Origin of the sequence: Intrasporangium zincisolvens, assembly GCF_034724055.1 — a bacterium.
Lineage (GTDB): Bacteria > Actinomycetota > Actinomycetes > Actinomycetales > Dermatophilaceae > Monashia > Monashia zincisolvens.
In genome coordinates, this window is record NZ_JAWIIL010000002.1 from 286,526 (window position 1) to 308,369 (window position 21,844).

At 73.3% G+C, this 21,844-nt stretch carries 13 protein-coding genes; 5 read left to right on the forward strand and 8 right to left on the reverse strand.

Annotated features, from left to right (window positions below; all coding sequences use genetic code 11):
- Positions 1 to 35: 35 nt before the first annotated feature.
- Positions 36 to 1,796, reverse strand: coding sequence for a DEAD/DEAH box helicase (locus RY076_RS05720; protein ID WP_323096630.1), 1,761 nt, complete (start codon positions 1,794 to 1,796; stop codon positions 36 to 38).
- Positions 1,797 to 2,036: 240 nt separating this feature from the next.
- Here RY076_RS05720 and RY076_RS05725 point away from each other — a divergent pair, with 240 nt between their 5' ends.
- Positions 2,037 to 2,729, forward strand: coding sequence for a ferritin-like fold-containing protein (locus RY076_RS05725; protein WP_323096631.1), 693 nt, complete (start codon positions 2,037 to 2,039; stop codon positions 2,727 to 2,729).
- A 70-nt stretch (positions 2,730 to 2,799) separates the two neighbouring features.
- On the opposite strand, the gene RY076_RS05730 is transcribed toward RY076_RS05725, so the two are convergent.
- The 4 genes from RY076_RS05730 to RY076_RS05745 all read right to left on the reverse strand — a co-directional run bounded on the left by RY076_RS05730 (position 2,800) and on the right by RY076_RS05745 (position 4,666).
- The gene (locus RY076_RS05730) at positions 2,800 to 3,063 is read right to left on the reverse strand and encodes a GlsB/YeaQ/YmgE family stress response membrane protein (protein WP_076262557.1); all 264 of its coding nucleotides are present in this window, start codon (positions 3,061 to 3,063) and stop codon (positions 2,800 to 2,802) included.
- A gap of 231 nt (positions 3,064 to 3,294) precedes the next feature.
- Positions 3,295 to 3,564 carry a GlsB/YeaQ/YmgE family stress response membrane protein gene (locus tag RY076_RS05735; RefSeq protein WP_323096632.1) on the reverse strand — a complete coding sequence of 90 codons (270 nt, stop codon included), beginning with the start codon at positions 3,562 to 3,564 and terminating at the stop codon, positions 3,295 to 3,297.
- Between the two features lie 136 nt (positions 3,565 to 3,700).
- Positions 3,701 to 3,925, reverse strand: coding sequence for a DUF3107 domain-containing protein (locus RY076_RS05740; RefSeq protein ID WP_323096633.1), 225 nt, complete (start codon positions 3,923 to 3,925; stop codon positions 3,701 to 3,703).
- Between the two features lie 66 nt (positions 3,926 to 3,991).
- The gene (locus RY076_RS05745; protein ID WP_323096634.1) at positions 3,992 to 4,666 is read right to left on the reverse strand and encodes a TetR/AcrR family transcriptional regulator; all 675 of its coding nucleotides are present in this window, start codon (positions 4,664 to 4,666) and stop codon (positions 3,992 to 3,994) included.
- A 92-nt stretch (positions 4,667 to 4,758) separates the two neighbouring features.
- Here RY076_RS05745 and moeB point away from each other — a divergent pair, with 92 nt between their 5' ends.
- On the forward strand, positions 4,759 to 5,937 hold the full coding sequence (gene moeB, locus RY076_RS05750; RefSeq protein ID WP_323096635.1) for a molybdopterin-synthase adenylyltransferase MoeB: 1,179 nt from the start codon (positions 4,759 to 4,761) through the stop codon (positions 5,935 to 5,937).
- A gap of 81 nt (positions 5,938 to 6,018) precedes the next feature.
- Complete coding sequence (locus RY076_RS05755) at positions 6,019 to 6,747, forward strand: MGMT family protein (RefSeq protein ID WP_323096636.1); 729 nt, start codon at positions 6,019 to 6,021, stop codon at positions 6,745 to 6,747.
- Between the two features lie 7 nt (positions 6,748 to 6,754).
- Here RY076_RS05755 and RY076_RS05760 read toward each other — a convergent pair whose 3' ends face one another.
- Complete coding sequence (locus tag RY076_RS05760; protein ID WP_323096637.1) at positions 6,755 to 8,074, reverse strand: FUSC family protein; 1,320 nt, start codon at positions 8,072 to 8,074, stop codon at positions 6,755 to 6,757.
- Between the two features lie 165 nt (positions 8,075 to 8,239).
- Between RY076_RS05760 and RY076_RS05765 the strand changes: the two genes are divergently transcribed.
- Positions 8,240 to 8,665 carry a Fur family transcriptional regulator gene (locus RY076_RS05765; RefSeq protein ID WP_323096638.1) on the forward strand — a complete coding sequence of 142 codons (426 nt, stop codon included), beginning with the start codon at positions 8,240 to 8,242 and terminating at the stop codon, positions 8,663 to 8,665.
- A gap of 124 nt (positions 8,666 to 8,789) precedes the next feature.
- Positions 8,790 to 10,976: a catalase/peroxidase HPI gene (gene katG / locus RY076_RS05770; RefSeq protein WP_323097185.1), complete on the forward strand. Its 2,187-nt coding sequence runs from the start codon at positions 8,790 to 8,792 to the stop codon at positions 10,974 to 10,976.
- A gap of 132 nt (positions 10,977 to 11,108) precedes the next feature.
- On the opposite strand, the gene RY076_RS05775 is transcribed toward katG, so the two are convergent.
- Together RY076_RS05775 and RY076_RS05780 are read right to left on the reverse strand one after the other, a co-directional pair.
- Positions 11,109 to 14,966: a hypothetical protein gene (locus tag RY076_RS05775; RefSeq protein WP_323096639.1), complete on the reverse strand. Its 3,858-nt coding sequence runs from the start codon at positions 14,964 to 14,966 to the stop codon at positions 11,109 to 11,111.
- Positions 14,966 to 21,688 (reverse strand): hypothetical protein, encoded by a 6,723-nt coding sequence (locus RY076_RS05780; RefSeq protein WP_323096640.1) that lies wholly within the window; start codon positions 21,686 to 21,688, stop codon positions 14,966 to 14,968. The genes RY076_RS05775 and RY076_RS05780 overlap by 1 nt, the downstream gene beginning before the upstream one ends.
- Between the last annotated feature and the right edge of the window lie 156 nt (positions 21,689 to 21,844).

Consider the following 21,844-nt stretch of genomic DNA (forward strand, 5'->3'; position numbering starts at 1 on the left):
GACGCCGCCCACCGTGGTCGGCAGGGGCGAGCGGGTCACTCGCCGCCGGTCGTGGCGGGCGCGGTGTCGGCCTGCTGGCCGGACCGGCCCGAACCGCCGCGGCGACGTCGGCGACGCGGGCGCGACGAGCCCTCCTCGGAGGACCCGGCGGACCGCTCACCCGACGACGCGGTCGAGGACTCGCCCTCGGCCGACGGGGCCGCACCGGCGGCGGCCGCGCCGCCACCGCGCGTGCGGCGTCGGTTGCGCTGGCGGGGCGGGCGGCTCTCGCCGTCCTCACGCGCCTCGCCCGAGGCGTCACGGCCGCCGGCGCGTCCACCACGGGAGCCACCCTGCGAGGAGCCCTGGCCCTGGCCGCCCCGGCCCTGGCCGGCACCCTTGCCGTGGCGCTTGCCGGTCTCGCCGAGGTCCTCGAGCTCCTCGGCGGCCAGGCCGGCGCGGGTCTGCTCGGACTTGCGCAGGTAGCCCTTGGCGCTGGTGGGGATGTCGAGGTCGGAGAAGAGGTGGTCCGAGCTGGAGTAGGTCTCCTGCGGCTCGGGGATGCCGAGGTCGAGCGTCTTGTTGATGAGCGCCCAGCGGTGCAGGTCGTCCCAGTCGACGAACGTCACCGCCACGCCGGTGTTGCCGGCGCGTGCCGTGCGACCGATGCGGTGCAGGTAGGTCTTCTCGTCCTCGGGGCACTGGTAGTTGATGACGTGGGTGACGTTCTCGACGTCGATGCCGCGGGCCGCGACGTCGGTGGCCACGAGGATGTCGACCTTGCCGTTGCGGAAGGCGCGCAGCGCCTGCTCGCGGGCGCCCTGGCCGAGGTCGCCGTGGATCGCGGCGGCGGCGAAGCCGCGCTCTACGAGCTCGTCGGCGACCTTGGCGGCGGTGCGCTTGGTGCGGCTGAAGATGATCGTCAGGCCGCGGCCGTTGGCCTGCAGCATCCGCGAGAGCATCTCGACCTTGTCGAGGGCGTGCGCGCGGTAGACGAACTGCTCGACGGCCTTGACCGTGTGGGCGTTCTCGTTGTCGTCGCCCATCGCGCGGATGTGCGTCGGCTGGGACATGTAGCGGCGCGCGAGCGCCACGATGGCACCCGGCATCGTCGCGGAGAAGAGCATCGTCTGGCGCGAGGCGGGCGTCAGCGCCATGAGGGTCTCGACATCGGGCAGGAAGCCGAGGTCGAGCATCTCGTCGGCCTCGTCGAGCACGACGGTGCGGGCCTGTGACAGGTCGAGGTGGCCCTGCTTGGCCAGGTCGATGAGGCGACCCGGGGTGCCGACGACGACCTCGACGCCGGTCTTGAGCGCCTCGATCTGCGGCTCGTACGCGCGACCGCCGTACACGGTGAGCACGCGGATGCCGCGGCGCTTGCCGGCGCGCTCGAGGTCGCCGGCCACCTGGACCGCGAGCTCACGCGTCGGGGCGACGGCGAGGGCCTGGGGCTTGCCCGGACGCGTCAGCGCCGCGAAACCCTCGTCGCCGGGGGCGACGACGCGGTTGAGGATCGGCACGCCGAAGCCGAGGGTCTTGCCCGTGCCGGTCTTGGCCTGGCCGATGATGTCGTGGCCCGAGAGGGCCACCGGCAGCGTCATCGCCTGGATGGGGAACGGGTGGGTGATGCCGGCGTCGGCGAGCGAGGCGACGATGTCGGGGTGGACGTCGAAGTCGGCGAAGGTCAGCTCGGGTGCCACCTCGGCCGCGGTCTGCGCGGCCTCCGTGGCAGCGTCAGTCGTAGCTTCCGTGGCAGCGTCGGTGGTGACCTCGGCCGGTGTCTCGGGGGCGGCCGGGGTCTCGTTGGTCTGGGTCATGTGCATCTCTCGATCGGCACGAGCACCCCGCAGGACGCGGGAGCTCAGTGGCGGGACGGGCCGATCGGGAAGTGTCTTGACGGGCAGATCCCCGCGTCGTGGCGGGCTCCGCCGGTGCGCGGGAGAGTGTCCGCGAGCACCATCTGGGCGATCCATCGGGCCGACCGGGCACCGAGTTGTCCGGCACAGTCTACCGGCAGCACGCCTGAGCGCCCGAATCCACGCCGGTAGGTTGGGCCCATGAGCGATGCGGCCCCGACGACGCCCACCGACGACCCCGGCTACCTCGCGGCGGTCACCGACCTGCTCGGAGTCCTCGCCTATGGCGAGCTGCGCGCCTTCAGCCAGCTCGCGCGCGACGCCGAGCAGGCCCCGACGCTGCGCCAGAGTGCGGCGCTCGCGCGGCTGGCGGCGCACGAGCTGCGCAACTACGAGGTGCTGGCCGACCGCCTCGGGACGCTCGGGGTGACACCCGAGGACGCGATGGAGCCGTTCGTCCCGGCCGTCGACTTCTTCCACGAGCGCACCAAGCCCTCGGACTGGCTCGAGGGTGTCGTCAAGGCGTACGTCGGCGACGGCATCGCCCAGGACTTCTACCGGGAGATCGCCCAGTACGTCGACCCCGACACCCAGGCCCTCGTGCTCGGGGTCCTCGAGGACACCGGGCAGGCCGACTTCGCCGTCACCGTCGTGCGCGAGGCCATCGCGGCCGACCCGCGGGTCGGCGGACGCCTCGCGCTGTGGGGCCGCCGGCTCGTGGGGGAGGCGATCACCCAGGCGCAGCGCGTCGGGGTCGAGCGCGACTCGCTCGCCGGCATCCTCGTCGGGGCACCCGGGCGCCCGGGCGCGGACCTCGCCGAGCTGGGACGGATGTTCGCCCGCCTCACCGACGAGCACACGCGTCGGATGGAGCGGCTCGGCCTGTCGGCGTGAGGTGCCGGCATGGTCCCGACATGACGGAAGGGCCCGACCGCACGGTCGGGCCCTTCGATTGTGCTGCTGGTCAGACCGTCTTGTGGGTGACTCGTCCGTAGATCACGATGATGATCGCTGCGACGACTGCCCCGAGGATCAGGGGGATCCACGCGATGCCACTTGCGTTCGAGTAGCCGAACTGGCGAACGATGAACGTGACGATGACGTTGGCAACGATGCCGATGAGGATGGTGACGAGCAGCGAGATGTTCTGCTTGCCGGGAACGAGGAGCCGGCCCAGTGCGCCGATGATCGCACCGACGACGATGGCCACGATGATGGTCCACAACATGTTGTGCTCCTTCTGATCGCCCTAGCGACCACTCAGTCTGCGTGTGGCAGACATAGATCCAACATCGTCAATCTCCCACCAGATGAGTCTGATGTGGTGGATGTGACGGTGAATTGTTCGTAACTGGCACGTACCCCCATCAGGGGTTCGTCGATCAGCACCGCTCCAGGGCGACGAAGGTGGACGTTCCGGTCGCGAGCTGCGCTGTGGCAGAGGCGAGGTGGCGGGGCGTCAGCGGCGCCGGCTGTCGCTCGCGACCATGCCGTAGCCGACGATGAGCGCTGCGGCGACGACGGCGCCGATGAGGAACGAGGTCCAGTCGATGCCGGACGTCTGCGAGCCCGAGGCCGCCTTGTAGATCCAGGCGCCCACGAGGGCGCCGAACGCGCCGAGCACGACGGTCGTCGTGACGCTGGTGTCGTGGCGTCCGGGCAGCGCGGCGCGCGCGAGGGGACCGATGAGGGCTCCTGCGACGAGGGCCGCGACGAGCGTTGCGGTCATGCTGGCTCCTCCTCCGGGCGGGGACCTCGAGCCCGCTAGCCGGTACGTACCCGGTCAGTGTCCGTCACCAGCCGGACGGCGCCTGTCGGCGCCACCCGGCCGGTGACCGGCTGGACCGGCTCGATCGGGCTCCGGGTCAGGAGGCGCCGAAGCCGACGCCGCTGCGGCGCTCGGCACCGGTCGTCACGTAGCCGAGCGACGAGACGGGGACGAGGATGCGCCCGCCCTTGTCGTCGGTCAGCTCGAGGACGTCGCCGTTGGTGCGGGCGGCCTTGACGGCAGCCAGGAGCTCGTCGGAGCTCAGCGTCGTCTCGAAGGTGATCTCGCGTGCCACGTTCTGCACGCCGATGCGGACCTCCACGTCAAACCTGCTTTCTCGGTTCGTCCTTCGGTGGTGCGCGGACCGTGGCCCGCGCCTGTGGCCACCTTAACCAGCGGTGCTGCCGACGGATTCCCGCGACGTGCCGGACGCGTCGTCGGAAGCCGCCCCGGACCGGGGGAAGGCGCCGAAGCCGCGGCGGATCAGGGAGCCGGTGATGCGCACCGCCGTCTCCTTGGACAGGCTCGCCTCGTGGGTGAGCCAGTGTCGCGCCGACGTCTGGGCGAGCCCGACGAAGGCGACGCCGACGAGGACGGCCTCCTCGCGCGTCATCGAGGTCTCGCTGCTGATGATCTCGGCCATCGCCTCGGCGCAGGTGAGGTCGATCTGGTCGAGGCGCGCCCGCACGGCCGGCTCGTTGGCGAGGTCGGACTCGAAGATGAGGCGGAAGGCCGCACCCTCCTTGCCGACGAAGTCGAAGTAGGCCCGGGTCATCGTGTTGATGCGGGCCTTGTTGTCGGACAGGGCGAGCGCGTCGCGGACGAGCTGCTCGAGCTCGCCGGCGTGCTGGTCGATGAGTGCGAGGTAGAGCTCGAGCTTGCCCGGGAAGTGCTGGTAGAGAACGGGCTTGGACACCCCGGCCCGCGCGGCGATGTCGTCCATCGCCGCGGCGTGGTAGCCGTTCTCGACGAAGACGGCGAGCGCCGCCTCGAGCAGCTGCGCGCGTCGCTCGGAGCGGGGGAGCCGCTGTCCGCGGCCCGGCGTGATGGTCTCGTCTGCCATGCGTCCTGGGGGCACTCTCTGTGTGGTGCTCGTCGTCCGCGGGCGCAGACGACCGTGTCGTTTCTCACCATACCGAGCAGTACGGTGATGGCATGCCGACGGATCCGCTGGTCAAGACGGGTCGCCCGCTGTCGAAGGCCGAGACGACGCGGTACGCCCGTCACGTCCTGCTGCCCGACGTGCGCCTCGAGGGGCAGGAGCGGCTCGCTGCCGCGCGGGTCCTCGTCGTCGGTGCCGGGGGTCTCGGGTCGCCCGCGCTGCTGTACCTCGCGGCGGCCGGCGTCGGCACCATCGGCGTCGTCGACGCCGACGTCGTCGACCTCACCAACCTGCACCGGCAGGTCATCCACTCCGACGCCGACATCGGCCGGCCCAAGACCGAGTCGGCCGAGGCGGCGGTGCACCGGGTCAACCCGCACGTCACCGTGGTGCGCCACGACGTCGCCCTCGACTCCTCCAACGCCCTCGAGATCATCGGGGGCTACGACCTCGTCGTCGACGGCACCGACAACTTCCCGACGCGCTACCTCGTCAACGACGCCTGCGTCATGCTCGGCAAGCCACACGTGTGGGGCTCGATCCTGCGCTTCGACGGCCAGGTGTCGGTGTGGTGGGCCGGCCACGGCCCCTGCTACCGCTGCGTGTTCCCCGACCCGCCGCCGCCCGGCTCGGTGCCGAGCTGCGCCGAGGGCGGCGTGCTCGGCGTGCTGTGCGCGGCCGTCGGGTCGGTGCAGTCGACCGAGGCGATCAAGCTGCTCCTCGGCATCGGCGAGCCGCTCACGGGGCGGATGATCGTGCACGACGCGCTGCGCCAGACGTGGGACACCCTGACGGTGCGCCGCGACCCCGAGTGCCCGGTGTGCGGTGACGAGCCGACGGTCACGGAGCTCATCGACTACGTGCAGTTCTGCGGCGTGCCCGGCGCGGCCCACGACGACGAGGACGCCCTGCCGGCCGTCACGGTGCAGGAGATGGCCGACGAGCTGCGCGGCGAGGCGCCGCCGCTGCTCGTCGACGTGCGCGGGGAGGAGGAGCGGGCGATCGCCGTGATCCCCGGGGCCGTGGCGATCCACCTCGACCTCTTCCGCTCGGGCGAGGCGTTCGAGCAGCTGCCCCGAGACCGACGCGTCCTCATCCACTGCAAGGTCGGCGGCCGGTCCGCGGAGGCGACCCGCCTCGCGCTGCGGGCCGGGTTCTCCGACGTCGCGAACGTCTCCGGTGGCGTCGTGGCGTACGTGCGCGAGATCGACCCGTCGCAGCCGGAATACTGAGGCGCGCGTTCCCGCTCGTCCGGCCCGGCCGACGCGTCGGGCACGCTGTGCCCTGAACGTCCCACTCCCGAAAGGACCCCGGTGGCTCTGGAGGACCACGCCGACCGCGTGCTCTCGCTCGTCGCGTCGATCCCGTCCGGCCGCGTGCTCGCCTACGGCGACGTCGCGAAGCGCCTCGGCGGCATGGGGCCGCGCACCGTCGGCTCGGTGATGAGCCGGTACGGCTCCGACGCGCCGTGGTGGCGGGTCATCCGCTCCGACGGACGCCCTCCGCAAGGGCTCGAGGACGAGGCGCTCGAGCACTGGCGAGCCGAGGGCACGCCGATGGTGCGCGGGCTCGTCGAGGGCGGCCGGGCCGACATGGGCGCGGCCCGCTGGGACTTCGGGGGCGCGTCCGCGGCGGGTGGCGGCGGCGCCGGTGCGCGCGGCGGACTCCACCACGTCGAGATCTGGGTCGAGGACATCGCGGCGGCCGGGCGCGAGTGGGGCTGGCTGCTCGGCCGGCTCGGCTACCACCTCGGCGACGACTGGGGCCACGGCCAGGCGTGGGAGCTCGGGTCGCTCTACGTCGTCGTCGAGAGCGGTCCCGACGTCGAGAAGGGCCGGCACGAGCGCAAGCGCGCCGGGCTGAACCACCTTGCCTTCCATGGCGGTTCGCGAGCCGAGGTCGATGCGGTCGTCGACGCGTGCGCCGAGGGCGGGTGGTCGCTGATGTTCGCCGACCGGCACCCGTTCGCCGGAGGGCCGCAGCACTACGCGGCCTACCTCGAGAGCGGCGAGGGGTTCGAGGTCGAGCTCGTCGCCGACTGAGGTGCGGTCAGCGGCGGTCGGGCTGTTCGCGCCGACGCACGCGGCCCGGTCGGATCCCCCGGGGATAGGGGCGGTCCGGGTGGGGGAGGGCGTCGTGCACGATCCGGGGCAGCTGCGCCAGCGGGCGGCGCTCCTGCTCCTGCTTCCACTGCTCGTGCATCCGGGCCCGGTCCTCGAGGTCGAGCCGTGCCAGCACCTGCCCGACCGCAGCGAGGATCGAGCCGCGCAGCAGCCAGGACGACGTGTCCTCCCTGGCTCGCACCAGGATGAGCTCGGCGAGGATGGCCTGCGTCTCGCGCAGGATGTCGAGACTCTCCGCGAGGGCCTTCTCGGTGTCCGTCTCGCGCCCTTCCGACTCGGCGATGACGAAGCCCCCGAACGCGCGGAGGCAGTCGGCGCAGTCGTGCAGCACCACGGCGAACGCCCCGCGCAGCTCGTCACCGTACGGGTCCTCGGGGGCGTCTCGTGGGGGCAGCTCCGCGAGCAGGAGGGTGAACAGGGCGCGGATGGCCAGGAGGCACTGCTCGAAGGTGTCGAGGGCCGAGGCGAGGACGGGCTCGACGTCGACGGTGCCCAGGGCCCTCGGGTTGAGGCGCCGGCTCTCCCTCAGGTGCCCGATCGTCTCCGTGGCGCGGGCCACCTCGCGGTTGGCCGAGCGGACCCGGTCGACCCACGCCTCGACCTGGTCGCGGCTCACCGGACCCTTCTCGAGGGCCTCCGCGGCGTGGTCCAGGGCGGAGGCGCCGGCCTCGACCACGCGCAGCAGCGCCTGCCGCGCCGGGCCGATGGGCATGGCCGGCGGGTAGGCGAGGTTGAAGGCCACCCCGACCGCGGCGCCGATGAGGGTGTTGACGATCCGGGTCTCGGAGGCGATGTCGTGGTTGCTGACCCCGAGGATCAGCATGGCGCTGATCGGGGTCTCGAGCGCCTGCTCGCCGAGGCGCAGCACCTTGGCCAGCAGCAGGGACGCGGCGATCGCCGCGGCGAGGCTCCACCAGGTCAGGCCGCTCCACGTCGACAGGAGGGTGGCCACGAGGATGCCGGACAGCACGGCGCCGACCCGGACCGCGCCCATCCTGATCGTCGAGAAGGCCGAGGCCTGCACGACGAGGAGTGCCGTGAGCGGCCCGGTGAGGTCGGGGGTGCCCGGGGTGATCGCCTGCGAGAGCACGTAGGCACCCACGGCTGCCGCCGTGAGACGGAAGACCGTTCCGAGCGTGGGTCGCAACCGGGCCGGCACCTCGCGCCACGTCGCGGGGTGGCTCGGCCAGGCGCGGGCGGCCAGACGGCTTCGCAGGGAGTCCGCGCTGCTGGTGTCTGGTGACATGGGCTGCCCCCGGAGGTGCGATGTGGTGCCGCGGCTGGGCGGAGCGTCCTGCCGTCTGCCCCACGCGCATCGTACGAGATGCAGCCCGGCGCCCAGTCGTGCCACGTGCGGCGGGACCGTCTGTCAAGACTTGATTTGTTCAAGAAGAACCGAAAGACTCGGATCATGTCCGGCACCGACGTCGAGGAGCTGCTGCGCGGGTCGAGCCTGCGCGTCACCCGCCAGCGCGTCGCCGTGCTCGAGGTCCTGCGCGACCACCCCCACGCCGACACCGACTCGGTGATCCGCCGCGTGCGCGAGGTCGCCGGCGACGTCTCCCACCAGGCCGTGTACGACGTCCTGCGTGCCCTCACCGACGCCGGCCTGCTCCGGCGCATCCAGCCCGCCGGCTCCGTCGCGCGCTACGAGGTGCGCGTCGGTGACAACCACCACCACGTCGTCTGCCGCTCGTGCGGTGTCATCGCCGACGTCGACTGCGCCGTCGGTCATGCCCCGTGCCTCACGGCGTCGGAGGACCACGGCTTCGTCATCGAGCAGGCGGAGGTGACGTACTGGGGCACCTGCCCCGACTGCGTCGCCGCCGCCTCCTGAGGCCGCCACAGAGCCCCCAGCCACCTGACCACCTGAAGTGCCCGCAACCGAAAGTGAAGGACCACCAGTGTCTGACGTGAAGCCCGAAGAGCAGACCGTTCCCCAGAACGCCGAAGTCGGGGAGATGAACGAGCCGCAGGCACAGTCCTGCCCGTTCGGCCACGGCAAGGAGCCGGTCCCGGCCGCGGGCGGCACCAACCGCCAGTGGTGGCCCAACCAGCTCAACCTCAAGATCCTCGCCAAGAACCCCGCCGTCGCCAACCCGCTCGGCGAGGACTTCGACTACGCCGAGGCCTTCAACCGCCTCGACCTCGCCGCCGTCAAGGCCGACATCGCCGCGGTGCTCACCGACTCGCAGGACTGGTGGCCCGCCGACTTCGGCCACTACGGCCCGTTCATGATCCGCATGGCCTGGCACAGCGCCGGCACGTACCGCGTACAGGACGGCCGCGGCGGCGCGGGCGCCGGCCAGCAGCGCTTCGCCCCGCTCAACTCCTGGCCCGACAACGGCAACCTCGACAAGGCCCGCCGCCTGCTCTGGCCGGTCAAGAAGAAGTACGGCCAGAGCCTGTCCTGGGCCGACCTCATGGTCCTCACCGGCAACGTCGCCCTCGAGTCGATGGGCTTCCAGACGTTCGGCTTCGCCGGCGGCCGCCCCGACGTGTGGGAGCCCGACGAGGACGTCTACTGGGGCCCCGAGACCGAGTGGCTCGGCGACGCGCGCTACACCGGCGAGCGCGACCTCGAGAACCCGCTCGCCGCCGTCCAGATGGGCCTCATCTACGTCAACCCCGAGGGCCCCAACGGCAACCCTGACCCGCTGAGCGCCGCCCGCGACATCCGCGAGACGTTTGCCCGGATGGCGATGAACGACGAGGAGACCGTCGCCCTCATCGCCGGCGGCCACACGTTCGGCAAGACGCACGGCGCGGCCGACCCGCTGGAGAACGTCGGCCCCGAGCCCGAGGGCGCCCCGCTCGAGGAGCAGGGCCTCGGCTGGAAGAACGCCTACGCGTCCGGCAAGGGCAAGGACGCCATCACCTCCGGCCTCGAGGTCACGTGGACCACGACCCCGACCCAGTGGGGCAACGGCTTCTTCGACAACCTCTTCGGCTACGAGTACGAGCTGTCCAAGAGCCCCGCCGGTGCCTCGCAGTGGGTCGCCAAGGACGCCGAGGCGACGATCCCTGCTCCCGACGAGGGCGGCGCGAAGCGTCTGCCGACGATGCTGACGACCGACCTGTCGCTGCGCGTCGACCCGGCCTACGAGAAGATCTCGCGCCGCTTCCACGAGAACCCCGCCGAGTTCGCCGACGCCTTCGCCCGCGCCTGGTTCAAGCTGACCCACCGCGACATGGGCCCGATCGAGCGCTACCTCGGCCCCGAGGTGCCGCAGGAGGAGCTGCTCTGGCAGGACCCGCTGCCCAAGGCCGAGGGCGAGCCCGTCACCGCCGAGGACGTCGCCGCGCTCAAGGCGAAGATCGCCGACGCCGGCCTCACGACGGCCCAGCTCGTCAAGGCCGCCTGGGCCTCGGCGTCGACCTTCCGCAGCAGCGACAAGCGCGGCGGCGCCAACGGTGCCCGCGTGCGCCTCGAGCCGCAGACCGGCTGGGACGCCAACGACCCGGCCGAGCTCGCCACGGTCCTGCGCGCCCTCGAGGGCGTCCAGGCCGACTTCAACGGCTCGTCCGACCGAAAGGTCTCGCTCGCCGACCTCATCGTCCTCGGCGGCAACGTCGCGGTCGAGCAGGCCGCCGCCGCGGGTGGCGTCACCGTCGAGGTGCCGTTCCGCGCCGGCCGCGTCGACGCCTCGCAGGAGCAGACCGACGTCGACTCGTTCGGCTACCTCGAGCCGAAGTACGACGGCTTCCGCAACTACCTCGGCAAGACCGGCCGCGTGCCCGCCGAGTACCTGCTCCTCGACAAGGCCAACCTGCTCGGCCTCTCGGCCCCGCAGATGACGGTGCTCGTCGGCGGCCTGCGCGTCCTCGGCGCGAACACCGGCGGCTCGACCGTCGGCGTCCTCACCGACCGCCCCGGCACGCTGAGCAACGACTTCTTCGTCAACCTGCTCGAGCTCGGCACGACGTGGACGCCGACCTCCGAGGCGGCCGACCAGTTCACCGCGACCAACGCCGCCGGCGCCCAGACGTGGACCGGCAGCCGCGTCGACCTCGTCTTCGGCAGCAACTCCGAGCTGCGCGCCCTCGCCGAGGTCTACGCCAGCGACGACGCGAAGGAGAAGTTCGTCCGCGACTTCGTCGCCGCGTGGTCGCAGGTCATGGAGGCGGACCGCTTCGACGTGAAGTGACGCCCGCCTGACGCGTCACGACGCGTCACGCTGCATGGGAGGGCCCGGCACCACCTCGGTGCCGGGCCCTCCGGCCTGCCCGGACAGCTCGGACGCTGATCGGACGCTGATCGGACGCTGATCGGACGCTGCTCAGACGCTGCTCGAGGCGCGTGCCGTGCGGCCGTCCGGCGACTCGACGACCACCTCGACGGTGAGCGGCGCCACCGCCGGGAACCACACGGCGTACCGACGCGCCCCAGCCAGCCCCTTGACCCGGACCGCGTGCACCTGCCCGTCGGCCGGGAACAGCGGCAGGCCGACCGGGATGTCGGCGAGCACGAAGTCGGCGCTCGCGACGACGACGAGCGGGAACAGCGGTCCGATCGGCGGCCGGAAAGGACCCAGCGGCCCGGCCGGGGTCAGCGGTCCGACAGGTGGACGGACGACCGGCGGGCGCAGCGGGCCCACCGGCGGCAGCGGCCCGACGACAGGGCCCATGGGTGGCAGCGGCCGGTCGGGCACCGGCTGAACCGGCCCGAGGACGGGCCCGACGATCGGCCCGAACCGACGCTTGAGCGCGCGCACGTGCAGGACGACGCCTTCCGCCGCGGCGGTCGGCGCGTCGGTCTCGACGGCCGCGAGCACCCCCGTCGGCCGGGCGACGAGCCCCGTGATCGTCACCGTGAACGGTGGCGGCGGCACCCAGGCCGGGACCGTGACGGTGCGTTCCGTCGTGCGCCCGAACGGGTCGATGAGCCGCAGCGTCACGTCGACGGGATCGGTGGCCACGGGCCGGGTGAACCACACGGCGAGCGGTGAGCGGCCCGAGGCGCGGGCGCCGCGCTCGAGCACCGTCGAGCTCGAGGCCGCGGCGGGCGGCGTCGTCAGGGCGGTCTCGTCGAGCGACTCGAGCGGCACGGGCGCGACGACGTCGGTGGCTCCCGGGCCGGTGGTCGCGCCGAGGCGGTGCGACCCGCTCGCGGTGGCCCGGGCGGGGGCGCTCGTGGACGACCGGACCACGACGCCGCGGTGGTTCGAGCCCCAGATCTCTGCCGTCGGCACGTCGAGGTCGGGTGGTTCGGCGGGTGGCACGAGCACCGAGACGACGTCGGAGGCGTCGGACGTCTGGCCGCGCACACCCTCGACGGGCAGGGTGTCGACGGGCCGCGCCACCGCGCGCACGAGCCACGGGTCCCACGCAGCCACGCCGAGGCTTCCGGTCCAGCTGCCTTGGTACACGGGCGAACCCGTGACCGGGTCGGGGCCGCCGACCGTCGCGGTGACCACCGCGACCGGCGGCCCCATCGACTCGCGGTCGCGCGCCGCGGCCTCGGAACGCGTGGCGAAGACGAGGAACCGGTCGACCGGGATGCGGCTGGCCGAGAAGAGCGCGAGCGTCACGGTGCCGTCGTCGTTCGGGTTCGCGCGCACCAGCGGCGGTGCCGGGCGGCGCAGGCGCGGGGCGATCGCGGCCTGCAGGTGCAGGTGCGCGTCGACCGTGCCGGTGCCCGGCCACGGCGGCTCGATGCCGGTCATCGTCTGGGTCGTCACGGTGAACAGGTGGATGTCGGTCGAGCCCTTCGGCAGCTGCACGTCGTGCGCCGTCACCGACGCGTCGACCTCCGCGAGCCGTCGGAACGCTGCGCGACGGGCGGTGTCGCTCATCCGGTCGTAGGCGTCCCAGAGGGCCGCGAGGCGCAGCCCGGGGGACGGCGACCCGGCCGAGCCCACCGGGACCGGTGGCGGCGTGTAGAGCCCGCCGGCCGCCTTGACCAGCGCGGTCTCGGACACCTCCCACACGATCGAGGAGCGCACCGGCGCGCCGGCGGGCAGCGACCACCGCACCCGCACGTGCGAGCAGCCCTGCGCGTCGAGGGTGCTGCCGAGCGGCACGCCGGGCGGCGCGGGCGGCGGGAGCGGGGTCACGGGCACCGGGCTTGCGGCCACGGCACGAGCCGGGTTCGGTGCGCCCGGCACCCACGGCGTCGGGGAGGCCCCCACGGTCAGGTGGCTGCGCAGCCACACCTGCACGCCCCACCGCTGCGTCGGCGTCCAGTCGAGCGAGGGGATCGGCACCTCGAGGGCGTAGCGTCGCCCGCCGTCGCCCTGGCCGGGTCCGGCGAGCACCTCCTCGGTGCCGTCGGCCGACAGGCACACGACGCTGCACCCCGACGGCGCCGGGGTGTCGGTCGGGAAGGCCAGGGCGAAGTCGCGCCGGAAGCAGCCGGCCGGCGTCGCGAGGTCGGGGTCGAGGCCCGCCGGCGGGGGCGACGAGGCGCTCGCCATCGGGTAGAAGAGCGCCGCGCCGACCACCTGGGCCGGGGTGCGCTCGCTCCAGTCGACGGCGGTCTCGAGCCGCACGCTCGACGGGCAGGCGGCGGCGTTGCCGGTGAAGGTGCTGTCGAGGGCGAGCGAGATGACCCGGGGCGCCTGCGGGCCGGGCTCGTCGCCGGCGTAGGGCACGTCGCGCCACGCCGACCACAGGCCGTGGATGTCGACGAGCGTCGCCGCGTAGCCGACGTCGCGGCCCCCGCTGCCGATGGGGATGTCGGCGGCGCCGTCGACGAAGGCGATGCGGTCGTGCCCCGGATCGCCCTCCGGCCCGTCCGGGCTCAGGGTCAACGGCCGCACACCACCGGAGTCGCGGGGCGGCGCGAGGCACTCGCTCGTCAGCGACGACGCGTCCCAGCGGGCGAGCACGCCGGCCGACACGCGTCCGAAGCTGACAGTCGTCGGCAGGGCGTCCCAGGAGACGCGAACGCTCTCGCGCCAGGGGTCGTCCGGGTGCTGCGGTCCGACGAGTCCGGCCCGCCCGGCGGTGAGGCCCGTGGGCGGCGCCGTCGCCGTGTGTGGCCCGACGACCGGGGCGTACGCCGCGAAGGTGCCCTTGCGGCGTCGGGGCGGGGGCGTGCGCGAGTAGTCGGCCGTCACCATGAAGTCGAGGCGCTCCGCGATGTCGGGCCAGCCGTCGAACGGCAGCTTCGTGTCGACCGTGTACGTCGTGCCGAAGCCGGTCGCGAGGTTGAGCAGCGGGTCGGTCTGGGCCGGCAGCGTCAGCAGCGACAGCGGCCGGATGACGGCCGACGTGTCGAGGCTCGACGTGCGCGGCCCGTTGCTCGGCCCGGCGACCGCACGCGTCTCCTCGAGGGTGCGCTGGGTCCACTCCTGCACGCTCGCGCGGTAGAGCGGCTCGAGCTCGGGCAGCAGCTCGACCTGCACCTCCTTGACGAGGCCGTCGGGGTCGGCGGAGACCCACGGCGGCGCGGCCCGTCCGGACTGGGTCATCGGCGACCACCCGAGCGGCGGTGCCCCGCGCACGAGACGGTCCACGGCCGCGTCGCGCGGCGGCTTGAGGTCGCTGACGAGCCCCTGGTCGGTGGTGTCGTAGTCCGTTGCGGGCCAAGGCTGCTCAGCCGGGACCCCGACCACCTCGAGGCGTTGCCAGCCCGGGTCGTTGACGACGTCGACGAGGCTGCGGATGCGGACGCCGGTGACCGACGCGTTGTCGACGCGGGCGAACGTCGCCCCGGAGCAGCGCAGCCCGACCTTCGTGGGGCCGCTGCCGACCGGTACGACGGCTGCGGCCACGACGTCGGCGAGGCTGCCGGTGAGGCGGTGCAGCGTGACGCGCACGGGCCGGGTCGCGTCGGACGGGGTCACCGACAGCTCGACGACGGCGGCCTCGACGTGCCATGCCGTGATCGGCGCCTCGCCGGAGCCGCCCGGCGTGGTGACCGTGGCGACCTTGGCCAGCGGGTCCTTGGGGATGCGCGCCCACACGGTGAACGGGGCGCGGGGCACCCCCAGGCGCGGGCTGCACGCCCACCACACGTGCAGGTCGCGTGAGCGTCGTTTCGCCTCCTCGAGCTGGCGGCCGGAGGGCATGAGCTTGTCGGCGAGGGGCGACTGCGACCGGTGCACCTGCTCCACCTGGGCCTCGACGACGCGCCCCCAGTCGACGCGCATCGCCTCGGCGCGGAAGAGCCGGCTGCTCGCGAGGAGTGCCATCAGTCCTCCACCTCCCACGGGGCCCGGAGCAGGCCCATCCGTACGCAGGTCCGACGTTGCTCGGCCGCGCCCGCGAGCGGGTCGGCGGACACGACGAGGTCGAGGCGCACCTCCTGCCCGCGCGAGCCGGGCGCGAGCACGGCGATGGCCCTGGTGTCGCCCGGGCAGCGGACGATCCGGGTCACGGTCGCCCGTGGCAGGTCCCCACCCGCCACGGGCGCCGTGCTCCCCTGGAGTGAGAGCCAGTCGTCGCGAACGCCCTTCCACCACTTGTGGGTCGGGTCGCTCGCGTCGATCGGGCCGGTGACCACCTCAGGCATGATGCGCGAGCGCCACAACGGCTCGCTGCACTCGACGACGAGGGCCACGGGCTGCGGCACCGCGTCGCCCGACCACAGCACCTCGACGGCCGGGAACGAGGGCACCTCCGGCACCGAGAGCCCCGCGGCCTGGTAGGCGGTGTCGACATCGTCGCCGCTCGGTCGCAGCGCCAGCGTGGACAGCGCGGCGCCGGTCGGCACGAGCCGCCCCCGCACCGTCGCCGGCGCCACGTAGGCGACGAGGTCGTCGAGACCGAGGAACCGCGACGTCGTGAACCCGATGCGGTGGATGCGGTTGTCGGTCGTGGTGCCCTCGCCCGAGGCGACGGCGTGCACGTCGACGAGGTAGTCGGTGAGCGGCTCGAAGTCGTAGGGGAGCGTGAGCACCTCCTGCAGGGTCCGCTCTCCGCTCGCGTCGATGCAGCGGATCCCGTCACCGCCGGCGGCCACGACGTCGCGCACCGCGTCCTCCCACGGCGTCAGCACCTGCAGGCCGGTCGCCGGGGTCAGCAGTGCCTCCGGGTCGAGGGTGATGTCGTAGGCCGAGCCGGGGTCGGCCGAGCCGGGGGCCGGCGGGTGGGCGCCCGACGCCGACCGCACGACGGCCTTGAGGGTGCGGCCGTGCGCGTCGTAGAGGGCGGCGACCTTCTGCGTCGCGAAGGCGATCCGCACCGGCTCGCGGCAGAACACGCCGACGTCGTCCATGCCCGGCGCGGTCGCGACGAGCCATGGCGAGAGGACCTTCGGGTAGGCCGAGGCGGCGTCGGTGCGGAACCGGAACGACTGGGTCACGGCGGGCTGCACGGTGCCGGTGTCGGTCGGCGCCGGCTGCGCGTCCTGCTTCAGCCAGGCAGCGGTCCACGTGACGGCCACGGTCCACGTCTGGCCCGGCTCGAGGAGGGCGCGGTCGTCGGGGTCCTGGGTCAGGGCGGTCTGGAGGGCGTCCTGGTCGGCCGAGGACGTCGAGCTGTCCCAGTCCTCGCGCCACGCCTCGGAGCCGACGAGACCCGTGGCGGCGACGACGTAGAAGGGCTCGTCGAGCTTGGCCGCCACCTCGGGGCGCCAGCCGACGACGACGCTCGCCGTCTCCTCGGGCAGCTTGTCCAGGTCCACGAGCACGAACATGAGCCCTGAGCCCGACGTGGCGCGCAGCCGCGCGGCGTAGAGCCCGGCCCGCAGCACCGGGTCGACCCACGGCCCCGACGCGTCGAGCCACGGCGCCGGCAGCGGGTGGCCCGCGCCCACGAGGTCGCCCCCGCTGACGGGGCGGTCGAGCAGCACCGAGCGGTCGGCCGCCTCGGCGCGCAGCACGAGCCCACCGCCGACGGCCCGTTCGGGCACGAGGAGCAGGAACGTCGCCCCGCGCAGGCCGCCGTCCGGGGAGAACCGGACGGCGTCGCGCAGCTCCTCGGGAACGAACTTCGTTCTGGCCCAAGCCTCCTTGACCTCTTCGCGGTCCTCGTCGGTGCCGAGCGGCGCCGGGTCGAGGGAGTCGCGACGCGGGCTGCGCAGGATCGCGCCCCGGCACCCGACTCCCGCCTCGCCGGCTTCGGGGCTCCACGCGGTCGTCGCACGGGCGGCCATGACGTCGGGCAGAGGGGTGCCGGCGTCGATGAGGTCGAGGGTCGCCGCGTCGCCGGTGGTCCACGCGGACGCGGACGCGCTGGCGGTGAGCGCGGTGCCGGCCGCGAGGGAGACGGGCAGGCGGGCGTCGGAGCGGCGCACCTTCCCGCCCCTGCACGGCACGGCGTCGGCGAGCACGACGGCGGGGTCGGTGCCCTGGAGCAGGTCGACGTCGGGGTCGCCGGTGCGCCACGGCTCGGTGACCCGCATCAGCGCCTGCACCGGCGCCGAGCGCGTCGTGCCCGGAGGGTCGGGCCACGCCACACCGTCGAGGCGCCAGCCCGGGACGCTCGGCCCGGCCGGCTTGCCGTCGAAGGTCCACAGCACCGGCGCCGCGGGCGCGGCCGGGTGGCAGACGGTGCCCCAGCGCTCGGTGACGCTCGTCGTGAGCTGTTCGCCGTAGGGGATCGCGCGGGAGAAGGGCGTCGGCAGCCAGTCGAGCAGGGCCAGCGCCGTCGTCGGCACCGCCGTGCCCGCCGGGGCGCCGGTCCACCAGACGCTCGGCGTCTTGCCCGTCGGCGGCGGGGGGATGAGCGCCCCGCCGGTCAGGGTCACCGACGAGACGTCGTAGCGCCACCAGCGATCGCCGATGCGGCTCCACGGGTTGGCAGCGGCGCCGTTCTGCCCCAAGGGGTTTCCGCCCATGACGCAGTTCACGGCGACGCGTGGCGGCGTCGAGAACGTCAGCACGGGAACGGCGTCGATCGGCACCACCGGCATCGGCGGAGGCGTGGTGGCGTCGACGTCGACGCCGTCGCCGATCTTGGCGTCGACGGCCCGCTCGGTGGCGGTGCCCTCGACGAGCGCCGGGGAGCGCGACACGAGGGCGAGCCCGGCAACCAGGGGCTTGGCCTTGGGGTTGTCCTCCGGCTCGGCACCGATCGTCAGCGAGACGCAGCCCTTGATCGAGAAGAAGAACAGGTCGATCTCGCCGCACACCTCGCCGTGCACGTACGGGTCGTCGCGGACCACGCCGCCCACGGTCCGCTTGCCGACCATGACGGTCAGCTCGGCCGACGCCCCGATGCTGATGACGAAGAGCCGCAGCTCGCCCCGGGCGTAGATCTTGCCGGCGATGAAGAACGGGTCGAACCCGACGATGGCGTCGAAGCCCGCTGCCACCTCGAGGTAGAGGCCGACCGACTTGCTGCCCATGAGGACGGCGCTGATGTGGAACCCGGTGGCGATGGCGAGGCCGTTCGGCGCCGCGGGCAGGCCGTCGACGGGCAGCTGCGCGTGGGTGATCCCGTTGCCGTGGATCATGAGGTAGCCGCTGCCGGTGATGACCTCGAGCACCTCGACGGTGACGCGGTCCTGGTAGTTGCCGAGCTCGACGAGCCACGACTCGACGTCGTTCGTGTCGAAGAACGCCGTGACCGGCACGCGCACCTTGAGGATCTTCTCGATCTGGTACTCGGCGACGATGCCGATGGTGATGGTGCCGCGGCCGAAGTCGAGGTCGAGGACGGCGAGGAACGTCGCGCTCTGGTTGGCGTCGTTGAGGGCCGGCGGCATCTTGATGACGTCGGCCTTCATGACGAACAGCAGGCGCGGCCCCGGCACCTCGACGATGACCAGGCCCTTGAGGTGGATGACGTAGCCGCCCTCGAGCGTGCCCACGAGAACGCCTGCGGCGAAGGCGAACCCGCCCTGGTGCAGCTCCCAGCCGGCGCCGTTCATGACGCCGCCGGGCCGGCCCAGCTGGTCGCGCAACCAGTCGAGGGCGGGCACCTGGCCGGTGCCCTCGATGCGCTTGTGGTTGATGCCGACGCCGACGAGGAAGCCGTAGATGCCGAGGCCGGAGTTCCCGAGCACGAGCGGCACGGGGAACTCGATCTCGGCCCCGAGCAGCACGCCGCTGACGCCGCCGGCCTGGCGGAAGGTGAAGGTCAGGCTGCCGCGGATCTTGACCGGCACGATCTGCACGTCGAGTGCACCGGAGAAGCCGCCCGGCTCGATCGACACCTCGCCACGCCCGGTGATGACGTTGGGGATGTCGATCGACGCGGCGAGCTTGGTGATCTGCAGGTCGAGCGGGGGCCCGTCGACGCGGGCCCGCACGCGGATCGTCTCGATGGTGATGATGCCGAGGTCGAGCCCGAGGCCCACCTCGACCTCGAGGTAGGTCGGGTTGTCGCGGCTGACCCGCACACCCATGATCCGCAGCACGCTGTCGAGCGGCGGCACCGCGTGCATCGACCCGGCGGGGATGTCGAGCGAGTAGCCCTTGCTCGGGTCGAAGACGGGCAGCGGCACGTAGTCGAGCGACCCGCCCGAGCCGGTGCCCCACTGCGACCGGACGCCGATCGCCTTGTACCGCGTCGTCACCGGCATGTTCGGGTCGATCCGCACCAGGGTGAGGTCGAACCAGAACGCCACCTCGACGTCGAGCAGCACGCTGACCGCCGTGCCGCGGTCGCTGACCGTCGTGATGCCGTCGGCGCCGAGGACGCCCTGCGACACGATGACCTCGGCGCCGCGCAGCGTCAGCCGCTTGGTGTGCAGCAGGTCGCTCGCCCCGAGCGCGACCGAGCCGAGCGCGACCACGGCCCCGGCAGCGGGTGACAGCTCGGTGGCCGCCGACGTCAGCGGGGCGAGGACGCTGAGGGCCCCGAGGATGTTGAGGGTGACCGGGTGCGCCTGCGAGTCCCGCATCTCGGCCAGCCCGTCGAGGTCGCCCTCCTTGGCGCGGAACTCGCCGGTGATGTCCCACGAGCCCTGGTCCTCGGCGATGCGCAGCCGCACGAGGAAGGTGCAGATGCCGTCGTTCGGGTTGGGCCGGTCGCCGGCCCGCAGCGGCTCGGCGCCGTGGGCGGCGAGCCGTCGCTCGGTGGCGGTCTCGATGTCGAACTCGCCGTAGACCTCGCACCGCACGAAGGTGCTGCGGACCAGCTCGACGCGGGCGCCGAGCAGGTGGAAGCAGTCGGGTCGGCCGGGCTGGTGCGGGGCCGGGTCGTCGTCGCGGGTGGGCGGTGGCGGGTCGCGGTGCAGGTCGGCGGTCACGGTGACCGGCGCGGGTCCCGCGGCGGAGGTCGCGGTGGCGTGCCACCAGCGCGGCGCCGCGGGGTCGCTGCTCACCTGGGCCGGGCCGTGCCCGTGGGCGGTGCCCCGCGTGGCGTTGGTGTAGCCCGCGGCGGCGAGCGCGTCGAGCATCGCGGTGATCCGGCGCTCGCTCAGCGCCTGGTTGTGGCCGGGCTGCTGCTCCGGGCCCTCGTACGAGGCGAACCCGTCGACGGTCAGCGCGGTCCCGGCCCCCACGACCGACCGGCGCGCGGTCGCGTCGGTCATGAACGACGGACCTGCTGAGGGGTGGGTCCGGTCGGTCGCGGGGGAGACGCTGAGGTTGGCGGGGTTGACGGCGTAGTCGTGCCCCTCGCTCGGGCTCGGGTGGTCGAAGAGGAAGTAGGCGTCGAGCTGCTGCTGCGCCGCGCTCGTCGTCGTGGCGGTGACGCTGACGGTCGCGCCCGAGCCGACGTCGATCTCGGCCTCGGTGGCGGCCGACTGGCTGCCCGGGCTGCCGCCGGTCCACGACCAGTCGGCGGCCACGCCGCTCGCGAGCGCGACGCGGGCGCTCGTGCCGGTCTGCGAGACGATGACGACCCGCGTCGCCTCGTGCGAGGTGTCGGTGACGGTGACCGGCATGCCCGTCGCGCCCGGGGTCACCGGTTCGGTCCGCCGCCCGACGCTGAAGGTGCGCACCGTCGTGTGCGCCCCGGCGTCGGTGACGGTCACGGTGACCGCGACGGTGCCGGTGGCCGGCGTCGTCACCGCGGTGCGGTCGGTGTTCGCGGGGGTAGCGGTGACCCCGCCGACGACGATCGTGCTCGACAGGGGAGCGAGCCCGCCGTCGGCGTCGACGAACAGCGTCGACTGCTCGGGCAGCATCGCCGTCCCGGTGCCCGGGTCGTCGACGAGCTCGCCGGTGGCCGTGCGGAAGTGGACGCGGACGTTCGGGTTGGTGCCGCGGTTGACGACCTCGGCCTCGAAGACGCCGGTGACGCCCTCGTGCACGCCGATGCCGACCCACAGGTTGCGCACGCCTGCGCTGACGGCGATTCCCTCCATGCCGTTCGGCGCCACGAAGAGGCGCGCCTCGGGCAGGTAGAAGCCCTGCCAGTCGCCCGGCATGGCGCGGGCGCCCGCCGGGACGCCCGGTCCGGCGGTGCCCGACAGGTCGAGCACCGCGGTGCGGAAGGCGAACCCGACGCAGTCGCTCGGCCCGACGAGGGCGTACGGCGGGTCCATCCGGATGAACTCGTAGATCTGGTCGACCGGGGTGCCGGACGTCGTCGCCGAGAGGATGTCGACGCCGACCGAGCCGCCCGAGAGCTGCTGCACCCGGAAGCGCACCCGCGGCACGACGAACCCGACCTGGGGCTTGGCCGGGTCGGCGCGCAGCTGGCCCTGGCCGTCGAGCATCGCGCCGCGCAGGAACGGCACGTGGAACAGGAAGCCGGGAGAGGTGATCCGCAGCCGCCAGCCGCCGTCGCGGGTGCCGCTCGGGCCGCTCTTGTGCAGCGAGAAGTCGCCGTCGACGTGCGGGTCGGTGAACTCCACCGGCGTGCCCGTCGAGCCCTGGCTCGCGCCGAAACCGCCGGTGCGCGGGTCGAGGGCGAGGGTGCGGGTGAGGTCCTGGTCGAAGGTCCAGACGTCCCACGTGCCGTCGGCGTCGCTCACCTCCGTCGGCCCCGAGGTGTTGAGGTCCTGGAGCAACGGGCGCAGCCCGTCCAACGCTCCGGAGTTCTGGACCGGTTGCGGCAGGTCGTCCCACATCGACATCGGCGTCACGTCCCCGAACGGGTGAGCACACAGGGCGATGAAACGCCTTCGACGGTACGCCCGGCCGCACGGGGCCACACCGAAAACGGAGAAACCACCCGACTCGCCCATCGCAGGGTGGCGTCGGGGTGTCGGCGGGGCGTGATGGAATCCTCC